Origin of the sequence: Collinsella sp. An268 (genome assembly GCF_002159765.1) — a bacterium.
In the GTDB taxonomy this organism is placed as follows: Bacteria; Actinomycetota; Coriobacteriia; order Coriobacteriales; family Coriobacteriaceae; genus Coprousia.
In genome coordinates, this window is record NZ_NFJH01000001.1 from 189,272 (window position 1) to 206,393 (window position 17,122).

The window sequence follows — 17,122 nt, forward strand, 5'->3', positions numbered from 1 at the left end:
AGAGGCGCCCCATGGCTGCAGCCGATTTTCCCATGATGACCACCGCAGAGATTCGCTCCGCGTTCCTCACCTTCTTCGAAGAGCGCGGATGCAAGCTCTTCCCGAGCTCCTCGCTCATCCCGGACGATCCGTCGCTCCTGCTCGCCAACGCCGGCATGAACCAGTTTAAGGCGTATTACCAGGGCAGCAAGACCATGCGCGAGATCGGCGCCACGTCCTGCCAGAAGTGCGTGCGCACGAACGATATCGACATCATCGGCTCCGACGGGCGCCATGCATCGTTTTTCGAGATGCTCGGCAACTTCTCCTTCGGCGGCGTGTCCAAGGAGCAGGCGTGCTCTTGGGCGCTGGAGCTCTCCACGCAGGTCTTCCACCTGCCCATAGAGCGCCTCTACTTCACCGTGTTCACCGATGATGACGAGACCTATGACATCTGGCGCAAGCTCGGGGTGGAGGAGAGCCACATCTCGCGCCTCGGCGAGGACGACAACTTCTGGGCCGCGGGCCCGACGGGCCCCTGCGGCCCCTGCTCCGAGATCTACTACGATCAGGGGGAGGACGTCGGCTGCGGCAGGCCCGATTGCGCCCCCGGCTGCGATTGCGACCGCTTCCTCGAGTACTGGAACCTCGTCTTCACGCAGTTCGACCGCCAGGAGGACGGCTCCATGCCCGAGCTGCCCCACCGCAACCTCGACACGGGCATGGGCCTCGAGCGCATGAGCGCCATCATGCAGCACAAGAGCTCGTTCTATGACAGCGACATCATGCAGGGGCTCATCAAGCTCGGGGAGGACATCTCCGGCGTCACGTACGTGGGTGACGACTACACGGGCGCGAGCCGAAGCCTCCGCATCATCGCCGACCACGCGCGCTCCGTCGACTTCATGATCTCCGACGGCATCCTGCCCGGTAACGAGGGGCGCGGCTACGTGCTCCGCCGGCTGCTGCGCCGCGCGGTGTTCCACGGCCGCCTCATCGGGATCGAGGGCGCGTTCCTCACGCGTTTCATCGACCGGGTGAACGAGCTTATGGGGGATGCCTATCCCGAGCTCCTCAAGAACGCCGCGCTCGTGAAGGGCATCGTCTCCGCTGAGGAGGACCGTTTCTCCACCACGCTCGACAATGGCCGCGTCTACCTGGACGAGGCGCTCGCCGGGCTCGGGGACGGCGAGGAGCTCGCCGGCTCGGCGGCCTTCATGCTGCACGACACCTTCGGGTTCCCCATCGACCTCACCGTCGAGATCGCCGAGGCGGCAGGCCACGGCGTCGACATCGACGGCTTCAATCGCGAGATGGAGGCCCAGCGCGAGCGCGCCCGCGCCAACGTGAAGGGCGACGCGTGGGGCTCGTTCAACAACATCTGGTCCGAGCTTGCCGACACGCTTCCCGCCACGCTCTTCTGCGGCTATGAGGACGACGTGCTCGAAGACGCCCGCGTGCTCGCGATCGTGCGCGACGGGGAGCGCGTTGCCGCTGCTGCTGCCGGCGAGGACGTCGAGGTCGTGCTCGATCGCGCGCCCTTCTACGCCGAGATGGGCGGCCAGGTGGGCGATACCGGCACCCTTGCGGGCGAGGGTCTCGCCGCGACGGTCTCCGACACCCAGAACAGGGGCGGCATCTACGCGCTTCGCGTCCATGTCGGCGACGGTACGCTCTCCGAGGGTGCGACAGTCTGCGCCTCCGTCGACCATCATCGCCGCGAGCTGCTGCGCCGCAACCATACGGCGACGCATCTTCTGGACGCCGCGCTCAAGGAGGTCCTCGGCGATCACGTGAACCAGGCGGGCTCCCTTGTCACCCCCGATCACCTGCGTTTCGACTTCACGCATTTCGATGCGCTCACCACCGATGAGATTCGGGCCGTCGAGAGGCTTGTCAATCGCGAGATCTTCGCCGCTAAGCCGGTCGTGACTCAAGAGATGGGGATAGACGAGGCGAAGGCGGCCGGTGCCATCGCGCTTTTCGGCGAGAAGTACGGCGAGCGCGTTCGCGTCGTGTCCGTGGGTACGGAGGAGCATCCGTTCTCGCGCGAGCTCTGCGGCGGGACCCACGCGCGCAACACGGCTGAGATCGGGCTCTTCCGCATCGTCTCCGAGTCCTCTACCGGCTCTAACGTGCGTCGCATAGAGGCGGTGGCGAGCGAGGGCGCCGTGGCGTACCTCGAGGGCCGCGCGCGCATCGCGGAGGATACGGCCGCGGTGCTCAAGTGCCGCGTAGACGAGGTGCCCGAGCGCATCGGGGCGCTCAACCAGACGCTGCGCGCGACGGAGCAGAAGCTCAAGGCGGCGCTTACCGGCGGGTCGTCGGACGCGATCGCGCAGGCCATCGACGCCGCGCGCGACCTTGGCGCCTACAAGCTCGTGATCGCCCGCCTGAGCGGCCTTGAGGCTGCAGACCTTCGCAACGTCTGGGACACGGTTCGCCAGAAGGTCGCGGGCCCGGTGGCCTGCGTGCTTGCCACGGTGACGGAGAAGGGTCAGCCCGCGCTACTTGCCGGTGCGACGGACGAGGCGGTCTCGGCCGGGTTCAAGGCCGGCGACATCATCAAGAAGATCGCCCCGCTCGTTGGTGGCGGCGGCGGTGGCCGTCCGACCATGGCGCAGGCGGGAGGCAAGAACGCTGCCGGCATCGACGACGCCCTTGCCGCCGCCGAGCGCGAGCTCGGTCTCTAGGCCTCGTGAGGTAGCGGTTGTTATGGGCGGCGCCTTCGGGTGCCGCCCCTTTTTTGAAAGGATGTCCCCTTGGTTGCGATGGCGCTCGATATCGGTGAGAAGCGCGTCGGCATAGCGGTATCCGACGCCACGGGGCGGATCGCCTCCCCTGTGAAGGTGCTGCCGGCCTCCGAGGTTATCGGGATGGCGCGCCCCTTCCGCATGCTGCTCGAGGACTACGAGCCCGAGATCCTCGTTTGCGGCCGTCCTATGACGCTTGCGGGGGAGGAAGGGCCGCAGGCGGCGCGGGTAATGGAGCAGGCCCGTGCCATCGGGCGCGCTGCCGGCCTTCCCGTCGCGTTTGCCGACGAGCGCCTCTCCTCAGCCGAGGCGAAGCGCATCCTGCGCGAGCAGGGTCTGAACGAGCGGTCGATGCGCGGGAAGGTCGACATGGTCGCCGCGAGCGTATTCCTTCAGACGTGGCTCGACGAGCGCCGCGCGGGTTGACGTGACCCCTTCTTGCGGCGCTCGCGTTCCCCGCGTGTTTCCAATGCGTTTCCGTTTGCACGCCGATCGTTTGGTACCTTGCTGCTGACACACTGTAAATATAAGTTCTAAAATTAACAAAACACGAGGTAACCGTAGGTGGCTGCTATTCATCTCAACCTTGTGTTCCTCAACGGTCCTACCGTATACTCGATATGACGGTTATGTGAAGACGTCACATAACCGTCACAGGTGTCCTTCATAGGTCAGCAGAGGAGGTTGGTATGGTAGGTATCGTCCTCGCAAGTCACGGCGATCTGTCTGTCGGTATTCGTCAGACAGCGTCGATGGTGTTCGGTGACCAACCCGACGTCGTCGCTGTGAGCTTGCAGCCGAGCATGGGCCCGGACGACCTCAGAGTCCAAATCGAGGAGCAGGTGGCCACGCTCTCCGACCAAGAGCAGGTGCTGTTCTTGGTCGATCTGTGGGGCGGAACGCCCTTCAATCAGATCAACGGCCTGCTCGACGGCCATCCCACGTGGGCTGCCGTCACCGGTATGAATCTCCCCATGGTCATTACCGCCTACACGCTGCGGATGAACCCCGAGGCGACCGCGCACGAGATTGCGACCGGGCTCATCGGGGAGTCCCGCGACGGCGTGCGCGTCAAGCCCGAGAGTCTTGAGCCCGCCGGAGCTCCGGCTGCCGCCGCGGCGGCGCCCGCCGTTCCGACGGGGGCCATCCCGCCGGGTACCGTTCTCGGCGACGGCCACATCAAGATCGCGCATTGTCGCGTGGACACCCGTCTTCTGCACGGCCAGGTTGCCACGACTTGGACCAAGCAGGTCAGCCCCGACCGCATCATCGTCGTCTCCGACGGCGTCGCTCATGACGAGCTGCGCAAGACCATGATCGTGCAGGCGGCGCCCCCGGGCGTCAAGGTGCACGTCATCCCCATCCAGAAGATGATCGATGTGGCGCACGATCCGCGCTTCGGCACGACAAAAGTCATGCTGCTCTTCGAGAACCCGCAGGATGTGCTCACCGCCGTCGAGGGTGGCGTCGACATCAAGAACATCAATCTCGGCTCCATGGCCCACTCCGTCGGCAAGGTGGTCGTCACCAACGCCATCGCGATGGACCAGCACGATGTCGATACGCTCGAGGCGCTCGCCGCGCGCGGCATCTCGTTCGATATCCGCAAGGTGCCAGCCGATTCGCCGGAGTCCTTCGACGCGATGATGGCCAAGGCCAAGGCCGAGCTTGCTCAACAGGGTTAGGTAGGAGGTAGTCATGTCGATCATCACGGTGCTGCTCATCGTCATCGTGGCCTTCCTCGCCGGTATGGAGGGCGTGCTCGATGAGTTCCAGTTCCATCAGCCCCTCGTGGCCTGCACGCTCATCGGCCTCGTGTCGGGGCATCTTCCCGAGGGCATTCTCCTCGGCGGCTCGCTGCAGATGATCGCCCTCGGTTGGGCGAACGTCGGCGCAGCCATCGCCCCCGATGCGGCGCTCGCGTCAGTCGCCTCGGCGATCATCATGGTGCTCGCCCTCGACGGCGGCACCACGAACGCCACCGATGCCGTCAACACCGCCATCGCGCTCGCGGTTCCGCTCTCGGTAGCCGGTCTGTTCCTCACCATGATCTGCCGCACGCTCGCTATCCCCATCGTGCACATGATGGACGCCGCGGCGGAGAAGGGGAACTTCCGCACGATCGAGTTCCTGCAGATCGTCGCCATCGCCATGCAGGGCGTGCGCATCGCCATCCCCGCGGCCGTGCTCTGCTTCGTTCCGCCGCAGATCGTCACCGATGCGCTCAACCTCATGCCGCCCTGGCTTTCCGGCGGCATGGCCGTCGGCGGCGGCATGATCGCCGCAGTCGGTTACGCGATGGTCATCAACATGATGGCCACCCGCGAGGTCTGGCCGTTCTTCGCCATCGGCTTCTGCCTCGCCGCGATCAGCCAGCTCACGCTCATCGCCCTCGGCGTCATCGGCATCTCGCTCGCCCTCATCTACCTCGGCCTTAAGGACCTGGCCAAGCAGGGCGGTGGCGGCGGCGGCTCGGGTGACCCGCTCGGCGACATCCTCGATGATTACGAGTAGGAAGGGAGGCGCATTCACATGGCAGAGAACAAAGTGACCCTGTCCCGCAAAGATCGTCTGGCGGTGTGCTGGCGCCATCAGTTCCTGCAGGGCTCGTGGAACTACGAGCGCATGCAGAACGGCGGCTGGTGCTATTCGATCATCCCCGCCATCAAGCGGCTCTACAGCTCGAAAGAGGACCGCGCCCAGGCGCTCAAGCGCCATATGGAGTTCTACAACACCCATCCGTACGTCTCCGCTCCGGTCATGGGCGTGACCCTCGCCCTCGAGGAGGACCGCGCCAACGGCGCCGCCATCGATGACGTCGCGATCCAGGGCGTGAAGGTGGGCATGATGGGCCCGCTCGCCGGCGTCGGCGACCCCGTCTTCTGGTTCACGCTGCGCCCCATCCTGGGCGCGCTCGGCGCCTCGCTCGCGCTGTCGCAGAACATCATGGGCCCGCTGCTGTTCTTCTTTGCGTGGAACATCATCCGCATCGCGTTCCTCTGGTACACGCAGGAATTCGGCTACAAGGTGGGCACCTCCATCACCAAGGACCTGTCGGGCGGCCTCATGGGCAAGATCACCGAGGGGGCGTCCATCCTCGGCATGTTCATCATCGGCGCCCTGGTGGAGCGCTGGGTGTCCATCAGCTTCACGCCGATCGTCTCGAAGGTGCAGCAGCAGGCGGGCACGTTCATCGACTGGGCGAATCTGTCGCCTGGCTCCGAGGGCATCCGCGAGGCGCTTACGCAATACGCATCGCTGGGTTCCGCCGCGCTTGACGAGTACAAGGTGACCACGCTTCAGGCGAACCTCGACTCGCTCATCCCGGGCTTGGCGGCCGTCGGCCTCACGCTTCTGTGCTGCTGGCTCCTCAAGAAGAAGGTCTCGCCGATCATGATCATCCTGGCGCTCTTCGCCGTGGGCATCATCGGCAGGGTCATCGGTATCATGTAGGCTATCGTTGCACGTGCGGGGCGGCGCCTTGGTGCGCCGCCCCGCCCGCTAGAGAGGGCGGCACCCCATGGCGCAATCGCAGAACACCCGGGTCGACTTCACCATCAAGGCCACGAGCTACCATGGGCTCACGACCTATGGCGACGTCATGGTGGGGGACCGCGCCTTCGAGTTCTACAACGAGCGCAACGTCGACGATTTCATCCAGATCCCCTGGAGCGAGGTCGACCACGTCGCCGCCTCGGTCCTCGCGAAGGGGCGCACCATCGCGCGATTCGCGGTCTTCACCAAGGGCGGCGCCTCGTTCTCGTTCTCCACGAGGGACAACAAGCGGACTTTGCGCGCCATGCGCGAGCACCTCGACCCCGACCAGCTGGTCAGGTCCCCTTCGTTTTTCGAGGTGGCCGGCCGCGGCCTCAAGAGCCTCATCTCCCGCTGAGGTCGCAACGGGGCCCGCTTGACCCAAACATTCAAGGTTCGATGGAAACTTTAACGTTTCTGCCCGGTTACGGTACACTGATTCTGACCCCACGGTCACCGATATGTTCATTTGCGTTGGTAAGGGGAACCAGTGGCAACCGATAACCGCCAGAACACGCGTCCCGCCTCCGGGGGAGCGGCACGTCCGCAGGGAACGCGCTTCAAGACGAACGCCGCGCCGCAGGGCGGCTCCTACCGTCCGTCGTCCTATGGGCGCCCGGCAACCGGCGGGGCGGGGTCCCATGCGCGCCCGTCCGCACGCTCCGGGCACGTCCAGCCCGCGTATGTGCGCCCCTCCGCACAGAAGAAGACCTCCCCGGTGCCGGTCATCATCGCCGTGGTCGTCGCCATCGCCGTCGTGGCGGGGTTCCTGATCTTCGCGCTGCCCGCCATCACCGGTATGTTCGTGGGCGGTCAGGAGGCCGAGCAGGTCGAGGCGGGCGTCGAGGTGCAGGTGTCCATACCCGAGGGCTCGTCGGGCGATCAGATAGCGAGCATTCTCTCCGAGGCGGGCGTCATCCCCGACCCGCAGGATTACTACGCTGCCGTCAAGGCGCAGAACGCCGACATGCAGCTCAAGCCCGGAGACTACCTCTTCACCACCCTGCAGGACCCCGACGAGGTCGTCACCCAGCTCATCGCCGGCCCCAATGTCGCGGGCGTGACCCTCACCATCCCCGAGGGCCTCACTGTGGCGCAGACGGCGTCGCGCGTCGAGGAGGTCTACGGTATTCCCGCCGCCGACTTCGAGGCGCAGGCGAAGGCGTCCGCCTACGTGGCCGACTACCCCTTCCTCGAGGGCGTTGCCGATGATTCTCTCGAGGGATTCCTGTATCCCAAGACCTACACCTTCTCGGGCACGCCCACGGCAGACACCGTCATCCGCGCCATGCTCGACCAGTATCAGGCCGAGGTCGCCTCTGCGCTCGACTTCGAGAGCGCGCGCAGCCTCGTGAGCGAGCGCTACGGCATCGACATGAGCGACTACGACTTCCTCATCCTCGCCTCCATCGTCGAGCGCGAGGGCCTCGACGACGAGCAGCGCGCCAACGTCGCCTCCACGTTCTACAACCGCTTGGAGATCGGCATGGCGCTGCAGAGCGATGCGACGATGATGTACGTTACCGGGGGAGAGGTGACCGCCGAGGACCTCAAGCAGGAGAGCCCGTATAATACCTACCTGAACCAGGGTCTCACGCCGACGCCCATCTGCGCGCCGTCGCTCAATTCCATCCAGGCGGTGCTCGATCCGCCGGATACGAACTACCTGTACTTCTTCATCACCCATGATGAGGTGTACTTCTCCGAGACCTACGACGAGCATCGGCAGTCGTATGAGTAAGGGAGCATGATGTCGTTTCTCACCCCGGGCCGTTACGTCGCCCGTGTTGAGCTGATAGATCTGGACGAGCTGTGGCGGCAGGGCAAGCGCGCCCTGCTGCTCGACCGCGACAACACCTTGGTGCCGCGCGACCGTCGCGACGCCCCCGCCTCGGTGGCGGCATGGCTCGATGCGGCGCGCGCCCGGGGCTTCTCGCTCTACATGGTCTCCAACAACTGGCATCGCGACCATGTGGAGCGCTCGGCGAGCCAGCTCGGCCTCGGCGCCATCTGCTTCGCGTGCAAGCCGCTGCCCTTCGCCCTCGAGCGCGCCCTCAGGCACCTGGGCGTGTCGCGCGACGAAGCGGTCATGATCGGCGACCAGCTGTATACCGACGTGTGGGCGGGCAACTTCGCCGGCATCGATTCCATCCTCGTTAAGCCGCAGGCCACCGCCGATCTCTGGTACACCAAGATCTTCCGTATCTTCGAGCGGCGCGCGCTTAAGGGCGTTCCCTGCGAGGAGTAGCAGATGGGGCAAGCGTTCGAGGAGGCGGGGGCGCCGCCGCCGGCACCCTTTACCAAGCACGGCTGCGACCATATCTTCTTCATCGGGTTTCTCGGGGCGGGCAAGTCGACGCTCGCCCGCAACCTGGGCGGTATGTTTCGACGTCCGTACGTGGACACGGACCGTTTGGTGGAGCGCCAGTGCGGCAAGAGCATCGCGCGCATCTTCGCCCAAGAGGGGGAGGCGTCGTTTCGGCGCCGTGAGACGCGCGTGCTCCGCGGACTGGCACGGGAGCAGAGCCTTTTGGTATCCTGCGGCGGGGGCATCATCGAGACGCCGGTGAACATCCGCCTCATGCATGAGATGGGTACGGTGGTCTACCTCGAGGGCGACCTCGCCGACTCGCTGCGGCAGATCCGTTCTGTCGCCGCGCGCCCCGACTTCAAGTCGCGCAAGCATGCGGCGCGGCTGTTCGAGCACCGACGGCCGCTGTACGAGCAGGCTGCCGACCTCAGAATCGATATCCGCGGCAAATCGTTCGAGGACGTCTCGTACCGATGCGCCGAACTGCTTTTGGAGCGTGGTCTGATATGACGATAAAGCGACAGCTGCTGAACTTCGGGGGCAGGAGCGTCGACTTCCGCGTGGGCGCCGAGGCCCTCCATGATTTCAGCCGTGTGCTGCGCGGCACGGTGGGCATGCCCGTGCACGCCCTTGTGATATCGGGCGCCACGGTGGAGGACGACGTGCTCGAGCGCGTGAGGCGCGAGGTCATCGACGCCGGCTTCGACCTGACCGTGTGGCGCGCCCCCGCCTCCGATGAGGCGATGACGCCCGCCTCGCTCACCGCGGCGCTTGCGGCGATCGCCCAGGCGGGGATCACCGCGGACGATGTCATCGTGGGGCTGGGCGACGTCGCCGCGACGTCCCTCACCTGCTATGCGGCGCGCCTGTGGTGCGGCGGCACCCCGGCCGTGCTCGTCCCGACGTGTCTTGAGGGCATGGTGACCGCGGCTACGGAGGCACTGCCCCTCGCTGTTCCCGGCTGCGATACGCGGGTCGGGCGCCGGCCCGAGCCGGCAATGGTCTTCTGCGACCTGTCGCTTCTCGACGGGCCCGCGGATCCGGCGGGTACCGTGCCCATGCTCGGCGCCGCCCTCGCCGACAGCAAGCGCTCCTGGGAGCGCCTGAAGGCGCAGGCCCCCCGTCTGGGGAAGGGTGACCCCGCGGCCATTCTCGATGTGCTCTGCATCGCTCAGACGGCGCGACGGGCTGTGGTCGCCTCGGCGAATCCCTCCGCGCGCCACGGCCTGCTGTACGGTGTGACGACGGCGCGCGCGCTCGATGCCGCCCTGCGCGCCCAGGGGCGCGAGGTCCCTTGGTGGCATCTGCTTGCTGAAGGCATGCGCTTCGAGGCGCGCCTCGCAACCGAGGCCGGCAAGCTCCCGGTGGACGAGGTGTTCGACCAAGACGATTGCCTCGAGGACCTCGGCGTCGCCGAGCTTGCCTTCACGCTCGATGCCGATTCGTTTATCGAGGCGATCGAGCGCGAGAACGCCCGCTGGGCGAACCGACTCTTCTTCGCGCTCCCTAAGGCCTTCGGGACCATTCGCCTCACGAAGGTGGACGACGAGGTCCTCAGGCGCCATGCCGAGGCCTATCTCGCCTCTCGCGCCGAGCTCGCAGGCTAGCTTCCCGCCCGGCGCGCCCATCGCCCGGCCCGCGGTTTCTCGTTGCGGCGGGCGACTGCAGGCGGTATCCTCGTTCGGGTACCTACGAGAAAGGAACATCCCATGGCTGACATTGTTTCCGGTCCCGCGGCGCGTCTTGCACGCGTGTGCTCCCTCATGGACGAGCGCGGCTACGACGGCATGGTCGTCCGCGACGAGGCGAACCTCCGCTGGCTCACGGGGGCCCGCGGCGTCTTCGATTTCACCGGCGAGCTCCCGCACTGCGCCTTCATCACCCGCGACGCCGCATTCCTTCACACCGACTCGCGCTACTTCAACAGCTTTGCCGAGCATATGCCCGCCGATCACCCCTGGGCCATCGATATGGACGGCTTCGACATCCCGCGATGGACGGCGGAGCGCGCCCGCGATGCACGGTGCCGCACGATCGCCGTCGAGGACACGATGGAGCTCGCGTTCTACCGCGGGCTCACGCGCTCGCTCGAGGACGTATCCGTTGCCTGCTCCATCGCCGAGATGCATGCCGACCTGCGCCGGATGCGCGCGGTGAAGGACGAGGAGGAGATCGCGCTCATGCGCGCCGCCCAGGCCATCACCGACGCCGCCTTCGCCCATATGCTCACCTTCATCAAGCCCGGTCTCACCGAGAAGGAGATCAAGCAGGAGCTCGAGCGCTATATGTTCGCCCAGGGAGCCGACGGCCTCGCGTTCGACACCATCGTCGCCTCGGGCCCCAACACGGCGAACCCCCACGCGATCCCCTCAGACCGCGTGGTCGAGAAGGGCGACTTCGTGCTCATGGACTACGGTGCGCGCCTCGGTGACTACGATTCCGACATGACCCGCACGGTCGTCTTGGGCGAGCCCACGCCCGAGCAGCGCAAGATCTACGACCTCGTGCAGCGCACGCACGAGGAATGCGCTCGCGCCATCCACGGCGGCGTCGACGGCAAGGACGTTCACGAGCTCTCCGTGAAGATCATTTCCGACGCGGGCTACGGCGACTACTACGGCCACGGGCTCGGTCACGGGGTGGGCATCGATATCCATGAGATGCCCAACTTCGGCCGCCGCAGCAACACGGTAGAAGCCGGTGCGGTCATCACCGTCGAGCCCGGCGTGTACCTGCCCGGGGTGGGGGGCGTGCGCCTGGAGGACTACGGTCTGGTGACCGAGAAGGGTTTCGAGCCCTTCACCACGAGCCCGCACGAGCTGCAGGTCATCGCCTGCTAACGGTCCCGGGGCGCTCGCGCGCACGTTATGGAATCCGGCTTTGGACGGGTGCCTCCGTGCGCCTAAGAGTATACTTTTTAAGATTGTAAGGATTACGACCGCGCCGGTGCGCGCGCGTCGGACAGCAGAAAGGTGTTCCATGGCATCCATCACCACCGCCGACTTCAAGAACGGCATCGGCCTGCGCATCAAGGACAAGGTCGTCACCATCGTCGAGTTCCAGCACGTCAAGCCGGGCAAGGGCGGCGCCTTCGTCCGCTATAAGACCAAGGACCTTAAGACCGGGCGCGTCGTCGAGCAGACCTGCAACGCCGGCACCAAGTTTGAGAGCGTGACGCTCACGACCACCGAGATGCAGTATCTCTACAATGACGGCGACCACTATTACTTCATGAACATGGAGACCTACGACCAGGTCCCCGTGCCCGTCGATTTTATCGGCGACAATGCCAAGTGGCTGAAGGAGAACGACATCTGCCAGCTCCTGTACGCCGACGACGAGCTCATGGGCGTCAACCCGCCGATGTTCATCGAGGTCGAGATCACCCAGACCGACCCCGGCTTCAAGGGCGATACCGTCCAGGGCTCCACGAAGCCCGCCACCATCGAGACCGGTGCCACCATCCAGGTGCCGATGTACCTCAACCAGGGTGATATGATTAAGGTCGACACGCGCGACGGCAAGTTCGTCAGCCGCGTGTAGTTAGCCGCCCATCGACTGAGCCCCTGAGGAGAAATGAGGGAGACCATGTCACACGAGATTATCGTTTCGGGGATCGGCATCGCGCCCGAGGTCATCAGCGTCATCGTCTCGCGCGCCGCTGAGGAGGTCGAGGGCGTCGCCTCGGTGGGCGAGAAGAACCTCGCCTCCAACCTCGTCTCCATGTTCTCGACGCGCAGCGCTCCGGCGGCTCCGGCGGTCGAGGCCACCGTCACCGCCGACGACCGCCTTGCGGTCACCGTGCGCCTCGTGGTGTTCTTCGGCTATCCGTTCAAGAAGCTCGCCGAGTCCGTCCGCTCCGCCGTCGCGCACGCCATCGACGCCCAGGTGGGCGTCGGCGTGGCCCGCGTTGACGTGTGCATCGACGGCCTCGTGTTTCCCAAGGAGTAGCGCGTGAGCCTGAAAGTCGATCGCGGTCGTACCCGCTCCCGCAGCCAGGCCATACAGCTGCTCTTCCAGGCCGAGGCGCGCGATGTGCCGCTGGATGAGGTCCTGGAAGGCGATTACGTGCTTTCCGGCGACCGTCCGCTCGAGGAGTACGCGCGCGTGCTCGCGTGCGGCACGTACGCGCATCTCGATGAGATAGATGCCGTTCTCGATGGCGCGCTCAGCAATTGGAGCATGCCGCGTCTTCCCGGCACGGACCGCAACCTCATGCGCATCGCCATCTACGAGATGCGCTACGCCGAGGAGCGCATCGAGGACGCCGTCGTCATCAACGAGGCGGTCGAGATCGCCAAGGCCTACGGCACCGACGAGTCCGCCAAGTTCGTGAACGGGGTGCTCGGGCGCATCGCGCGGAGTGACGAGAGCGTCTTCTCACCCGTAGCGGCAGATGCGGACGGCGCGCCTGCCGACGAGCCCGCCGATGCGGACGCCGCTTCGGCCGATCAGGCGGAGGCTTAAGGCCCATGGCAGAGTCGACCGTCAACACCTTTGAGGACATCACGGCGCGCCTGGATGAGATCATCACCACGGTGCGCTCGAAGGACACGTCGCTCGAGCGGAGCCTCGACCTGTTCGATGAGGCCATACGGTTGGGCTCCAAGGCGGTCGAGCTCGTCGACAGCTTCGATATGAGTCCCTCCGAGGCCGCCATGCTCGAGGACGCCCAGAAAGAGCCCGTCGATGCGCAGGGCGCGACTGCCGACGGCGCATCCGAGGCGCGGGGCGCTCGATGAAGAAGGTCCGGCTGGACGATGAGCTTATCGCACAGGGCATCTGCGCCGACCGCGCGGATGCCCTGCGCTTGTTGATGGCTGGTGCGGTCTCCGCCCGCGGCGAGCGCCTCACCTCGCCGGGTATGAAGGTCGCATCCGGCATTGAGCTGCACGTGAAGGGGCGCACGCCCTACGTGAGCCGCGGCGGCGTGAAGCTCGCGGGGGCGCTCGACACGTTTGCAATCGACCCCGCGGGGCTCTCTTGCCTCGACGTCGGCTGCTCCACGGGCGGATTCACCGATTGCCTCCTGAAGCGCGGCGCGAAGCATGTCGTATCGGTCGATGTGGGGCGCGCGCAGTTCGACTGGTCTTTGCGCAACGACGAGCGCGTCACGCTGCTCGAGCGCACGAACGTCGTCGACGTGCCGGCGCTCGGCTACGCCGGCACGGTCGACCTTGCCGTCTGCGACGTGTCGTTCACGAGCATCGCGCGCGTGCTGCCGGCGGTGCTCGAGACGCTCGGACCTGCCGGCGGCTTCCTCACGCTCGTCAAGCCGCAGTTCGAGGCCCCGTCTCACGAGGTGGGGGAGGGCGGCATCGTGCGCGACCCCGCCGTTCGGCGGCGCGTGCTCCTCTCGGTCGTCTCCCTGTTCGACGAGAGCGGGCTCGACCCCGTCGACGTGTGCGTATCGCCCATCACCGGGGCGAAGGGCAACGTCGAGTACTTCCTGTGGGGCAAACGGGGTATGCTGGAACCTAAGGGTTCGGCGGCCCGCGCGCGGCACGATGCGCGGCTGAGGGGGAAGGTGGCGACGCTATGAGGGTGCTGCTCGTACCCAATTACGGTAGGTCGGAGGCCGTGGAGAGCGGCCTTATGCTCGAGCTCTGGCTGACGCGCCAGGGCGTCGACGTCATCTGGGCGCCCGACCATCGCCAGCAGGTGGCCGATCCGGTTGACCCGGAGGGCTGCGGGCTCGTCATTTCGCTCGGAGGCGACGGCACCCTCCTGCGCGCGGCCCGTATCGTCGGCTACCGGGAGATACCCCTTCTGGGCCTCTCATACGGGCACGTCGGATTCCTCACCGCCGCGAGCCCCGACGAGACGGATATCCTGAAGGTCGTGTCTGACGCGCTGGCGGACGAGCTGCATGTGAGCCGTCGCGCGACGCTCTCGTGCAGGCTCTTCTCCGAGGGTGACGACGAGCCGGTGTACGAGGCGTTTGCCTTAAACGACCTGGCGCTCACACGCGGCCCGCTCTCAGACATGGTCTCGTTCGATATGACGGTATCCGGGCACCATATCGATCGCTTGCGCGGCGACGGCGTCGTCGTGTCGACGGCGACGGGGTCCACGGGCTACGCCCTCTCCGCCGGAGGGCCCATCGTGAGCCCGGAGTTCACCGGCATGGTATGCGTGCCCATCGCCCCCCACACCATCCAGGCGCGCGCCTTTCTCACCGCGCCCTCCGATGTGATAGAGCTCTCGTTGGCCACCGACCGCCCGTCGGTCCCCGCCGTCTCCGTCGATGGCCAGTACTATCGGGGGGATGCCCCCATCAACCGCGTCGTGGTCGCGCGCGGCCCCGGCGACGTGCTTCTGCTCGACTACGGTCCCGAGAGCTTCTACAACTCGGTGAGCCGCGTGTTCTACGGGGTGCGCCATGATCGATGAGCTGCACGTCACGAACCTCGCCCTCATTCGCGAGGCGGATCTCTCGCTCTCGAGCGGCCTCACGGTCCTCACCGGCGAGACCGGCGCGGGAAAGACGGCGCTGCTCTCCGCCCTGAAGCTCCTGCTCGGCGAGCGCTCGGACGCATCGCTTGTGCGCGAGGGCGAGGCGAGCGCCCAGGTCGAGGCTCGCTTCTTCAACGGGGCGCACGATACCGAGGGCTTCACCGTGACGAGGCGCATCGGCAGCGACGGGCGCTCCCGCGTGCGCATCGACGGGGGTCTCGGCAGCGTCCGGGAGCTCGCGGCGCGCACCGCCCCCCTCATGGATCTCTGCGGCCAGCACGAGCACCAGCGCCTGCTTGACGCGGCGACCCATGTGGGCATGGTCGATGCATGGGCGCATGCGGGCATCGCCGGCGCGCTCGAAGCATACCGCCGCGACCTCGCGGCGGCCCGGGCGGCCGCGCGTGAGCTCGAGCGCGTCGAGGCGGCGGCGCGGACGGAGGGCTTCCAGCTCGAGGACGCTCGCTTCGCCGTCGACCGCATCGACGAGGTGGGCCCCCTGGAGGGCGAGCTCGAGGAGCTGGAGGAGACCCTGCCGCGGGCCGAGCACGCGGAGGCGCTCGCCGCATGCGCCCACGAGGCGAGCGAGGCCCTCTCCGGTGAGGGCGGCGCGCTCGACCCCCTGAACGGGGCCATAGCCGAGCTCTCCCGCATGGGGGGCGTCGACGGGAAGCTCGCCGAGTTCGCCGACACGCTCTCCGGCGCTGCGATCACGCTCGAGGACGTTGCCGCCGACCTCAGGCGCTATCGCGACAGCGTTGACTTCGACCCGGAGGAGCTCGCATGCCTGCAGGAGCGCTACGCGGCGCTCAAGGGGCTGCTCAGGCAATTCGGGCCGCGTATGGAGGACGTCTTCCGGAGGCGTGCGGAGGCTTCCGACCTGCTCTCGCTCGTGTCTGACGGGGAGGTGCGCATCGCCCGCGCGCGCCGCGCCGTGGACGAGGCGGAGGCCGCGCTCGCGCAGTCCGCGAAGGCGCTGAGCCGCGCCCGCAACGCGGCGGGCCCCCGGTTCTGCCGGGAGGTGGGGCGTCAGATGGCCCGCCTCGAGATGGGTCGCGCGGAGCTCGTGTGGGAGGCGCGCAGGCTCCCGCGCGAACGGTGGAGCGAGGCCGGTCCCGATGCCTGCGAGCTCCTGTACCGCACGGGTCCCGGTCTCACGCCGCGCCCCTTGAGGCGCATCGCCTCGGGAGGCGAGCTCTCCCGGGTCATGCTCGCCTCCATGGTCGTGCTCGGTGAGGCCGACGGCGTCGACACGCTCGTCTTTGACGAGGTCGATGCCGGCGTGGGCGGTGCGGTGGCCCGCTCGCTCGCGGCGGTGCTCGCCGATCTCGCGCGCACGCACCAGGTCATCGTCGTCACCCATGTGGCGCAGGTGGCCGTCGTCGCGCACGAGCACTACGTCGTCTCCAAGTCCGCAGACGATGTCCCCGTGACCGTCATCGAGCCGGTTTGCGGCGAGGACCGCGTGCGCGAGGTCGCGCGCATGCTCTCCGGCGACGTGGGCGAGGCGTCGCTCGCCCACGCCCGCCAGATGCTCGCCGATGCCGGCACCCTTGCCTGACGTGGGCATTCTGTGCATCCGGGCAGGTTGTGGTAGTATATCGAGCTGTTGGATTACCCGATCCTAGAGGTGCGCTGCACCGGCGGCCTCCCGGTTCGGGCGGATACGTGGGGGAGACCCCGCACAAGAGAAAGGTGAAACATGACTGTTTCCAAGGAGCGCAAGGCGGAGCTCACCGCCGAGTTCGGCAAGAACGCCCAGGACACCGGTAACCCCAAGGTTCAGGTTGCCATCGCCACCGAGCGCATCCGCGAGCTCACCGAGCACATGAAGATCCATCCGAAGGACTTCCACACCCGCCGCGGTCTGCTCATGATCGTCGGTCGCCGTCGTCGTCTTCTGTCCTACATCAAGAAGAACGACATCGTCGAGTACCGTGAACTCATCGCGAAGCTCGGCATCCGCGACAACATCCAGTAACGTCGTGCATGCGGGAGCCCCATCGGGGCTCCTTTTCATGTAGGGGCCGAAAATGCGGTCCTACACCGTTTCGGGGAGCGCCCCCGAAACCCGAGAGGTCCCGGCAGA

General features: G+C 66.6%; 19 protein-coding genes. All 19 read left to right on the forward strand.

Annotation, left to right across the window (positions count from 1 at the left end; genetic code table 11):
• Positions 1-11 precede the first annotated feature (11 nt).
• The 19 genes from alaS to rpsO all read left to right on the forward strand — a co-directional run bounded on the left by alaS (position 12) and on the right by rpsO (position 17,014).
• Positions 12-2,672, forward strand: a complete 2,661-nt coding sequence (alaS, locus tag B5F70_RS00860; protein WP_241145854.1) for an alanine--tRNA ligase — start codon at positions 12-14, stop codon at positions 2,670-2,672.
• A 69-nt stretch (positions 2,673-2,741) separates the two neighbouring features.
• Positions 2,742-3,158: a Holliday junction resolvase RuvX gene (gene ruvX / locus B5F70_RS00865; RefSeq protein ID WP_087203674.1), complete on the forward strand. Its 417-nt coding sequence runs from the start codon at positions 2,742-2,744 to the stop codon at positions 3,156-3,158.
• Positions 3,159-3,421: 263 nt separating this feature from the next.
• A complete protein-coding gene (locus B5F70_RS00870) occupies positions 3,422-4,417 on the forward strand; it encodes a PTS sugar transporter subunit IIB (protein WP_087203675.1) in 996 nt (331 codons plus the stop codon).
• A gap of 13 nt (positions 4,418-4,430) precedes the next feature.
• The gene (locus tag B5F70_RS00875) at positions 4,431-5,246 is read left to right on the forward strand and encodes a PTS mannose/fructose/sorbose transporter subunit IIC (protein ID WP_087203676.1); all 816 of its coding nucleotides are present in this window, start codon (positions 4,431-4,433) and stop codon (positions 5,244-5,246) included.
• A gap of 18 nt (positions 5,247-5,264) precedes the next feature.
• Positions 5,265-6,185, forward strand: a complete 921-nt coding sequence (locus tag B5F70_RS00880; protein ID WP_087203677.1) for a PTS system mannose/fructose/sorbose family transporter subunit IID — start codon at positions 5,265-5,267, stop codon at positions 6,183-6,185.
• A 67-nt stretch (positions 6,186-6,252) separates the two neighbouring features.
• Complete coding sequence (locus B5F70_RS00885; RefSeq protein WP_087203678.1) at positions 6,253-6,624, forward strand: DUF956 family protein; 372 nt, start codon at positions 6,253-6,255, stop codon at positions 6,622-6,624.
• A gap of 132 nt (positions 6,625-6,756) precedes the next feature.
• Positions 6,757-8,007: an endolytic transglycosylase MltG gene (gene mltG / locus B5F70_RS00890; RefSeq protein WP_241145855.1), complete on the forward strand. Its 1,251-nt coding sequence runs from the start codon at positions 6,757-6,759 to the stop codon at positions 8,005-8,007.
• Between the two features lie 9 nt (positions 8,008-8,016).
• Entirely contained in the window at positions 8,017-8,514 is a 498-nt protein-coding gene (locus B5F70_RS00895; RefSeq protein WP_087203679.1) for a YqeG family HAD IIIA-type phosphatase, read from the forward strand.
• A 3-nt stretch (positions 8,515-8,517) separates the two neighbouring features.
• Positions 8,518-9,087 carry a shikimate kinase gene (locus tag B5F70_RS00900; protein ID WP_087203868.1) on the forward strand — a complete coding sequence of 190 codons (570 nt, stop codon included), beginning with the start codon at positions 8,518-8,520 and terminating at the stop codon, positions 9,085-9,087.
• On the forward strand, positions 9,084-10,184 hold the full coding sequence (locus B5F70_RS00905; RefSeq protein ID WP_158094899.1) for a hypothetical protein: 1,101 nt from the start codon (positions 9,084-9,086) through the stop codon (positions 10,182-10,184). Before B5F70_RS00900 ends, B5F70_RS00905 begins: the two co-directional genes overlap by 4 nt.
• Before the next feature lie 102 nt (positions 10,185-10,286).
• Positions 10,287-11,417 (forward strand): Xaa-Pro peptidase family protein, encoded by a 1,131-nt coding sequence (locus tag B5F70_RS00910; protein ID WP_087203681.1) that lies wholly within the window; start codon positions 10,287-10,289, stop codon positions 11,415-11,417.
• A 139-nt stretch (positions 11,418-11,556) separates the two neighbouring features.
• A complete protein-coding gene (gene efp, locus B5F70_RS00915) occupies positions 11,557-12,120 on the forward strand; it encodes an elongation factor P (RefSeq protein ID WP_087203682.1) in 564 nt (187 codons plus the stop codon).
• 45 nt (positions 12,121-12,165) lie between these two features.
• A complete protein-coding gene (locus B5F70_RS00920) occupies positions 12,166-12,528 on the forward strand; it encodes an Asp23/Gls24 family envelope stress response protein (protein WP_087203869.1) in 363 nt (120 codons plus the stop codon).
• 3 nt (positions 12,529-12,531) lie between these two features.
• Entirely contained in the window at positions 12,532-13,044 is a 513-nt protein-coding gene (gene nusB / locus B5F70_RS00925; RefSeq protein ID WP_087203683.1) for a transcription antitermination factor NusB, read from the forward strand.
• A 5-nt stretch (positions 13,045-13,049) separates the two neighbouring features.
• Positions 13,050-13,319 carry an exodeoxyribonuclease VII small subunit gene (locus B5F70_RS00930; protein WP_087203684.1) on the forward strand — a complete coding sequence of 90 codons (270 nt, stop codon included), beginning with the start codon at positions 13,050-13,052 and terminating at the stop codon, positions 13,317-13,319.
• Complete coding sequence (locus B5F70_RS00935) at positions 13,316-14,119, forward strand: TlyA family RNA methyltransferase (protein WP_087203685.1); 804 nt, start codon at positions 13,316-13,318, stop codon at positions 14,117-14,119. Before B5F70_RS00930 ends, B5F70_RS00935 begins: the two co-directional genes overlap by 4 nt.
• On the forward strand, positions 14,116-14,970 hold the full coding sequence (locus B5F70_RS00940; protein WP_087203686.1) for an NAD(+)/NADH kinase: 855 nt from the start codon (positions 14,116-14,118) through the stop codon (positions 14,968-14,970). Before B5F70_RS00935 ends, B5F70_RS00940 begins: the two co-directional genes overlap by 4 nt.
• Positions 14,960-16,594 (forward strand): DNA repair protein RecN, encoded by a 1,635-nt coding sequence (gene recN / locus B5F70_RS00945; protein ID WP_087203687.1) that lies wholly within the window; start codon positions 14,960-14,962, stop codon positions 16,592-16,594. Before B5F70_RS00940 ends, recN begins: the two co-directional genes overlap by 11 nt.
• 141 nt (positions 16,595-16,735) lie before the next feature.
• The gene (gene rpsO / locus B5F70_RS00950; protein ID WP_087203688.1) at positions 16,736-17,014 is read left to right on the forward strand and encodes a 30S ribosomal protein S15; all 279 of its coding nucleotides are present in this window, start codon (positions 16,736-16,738) and stop codon (positions 17,012-17,014) included.
• Positions 17,015-17,122: the final 108 nt, after the last annotated feature.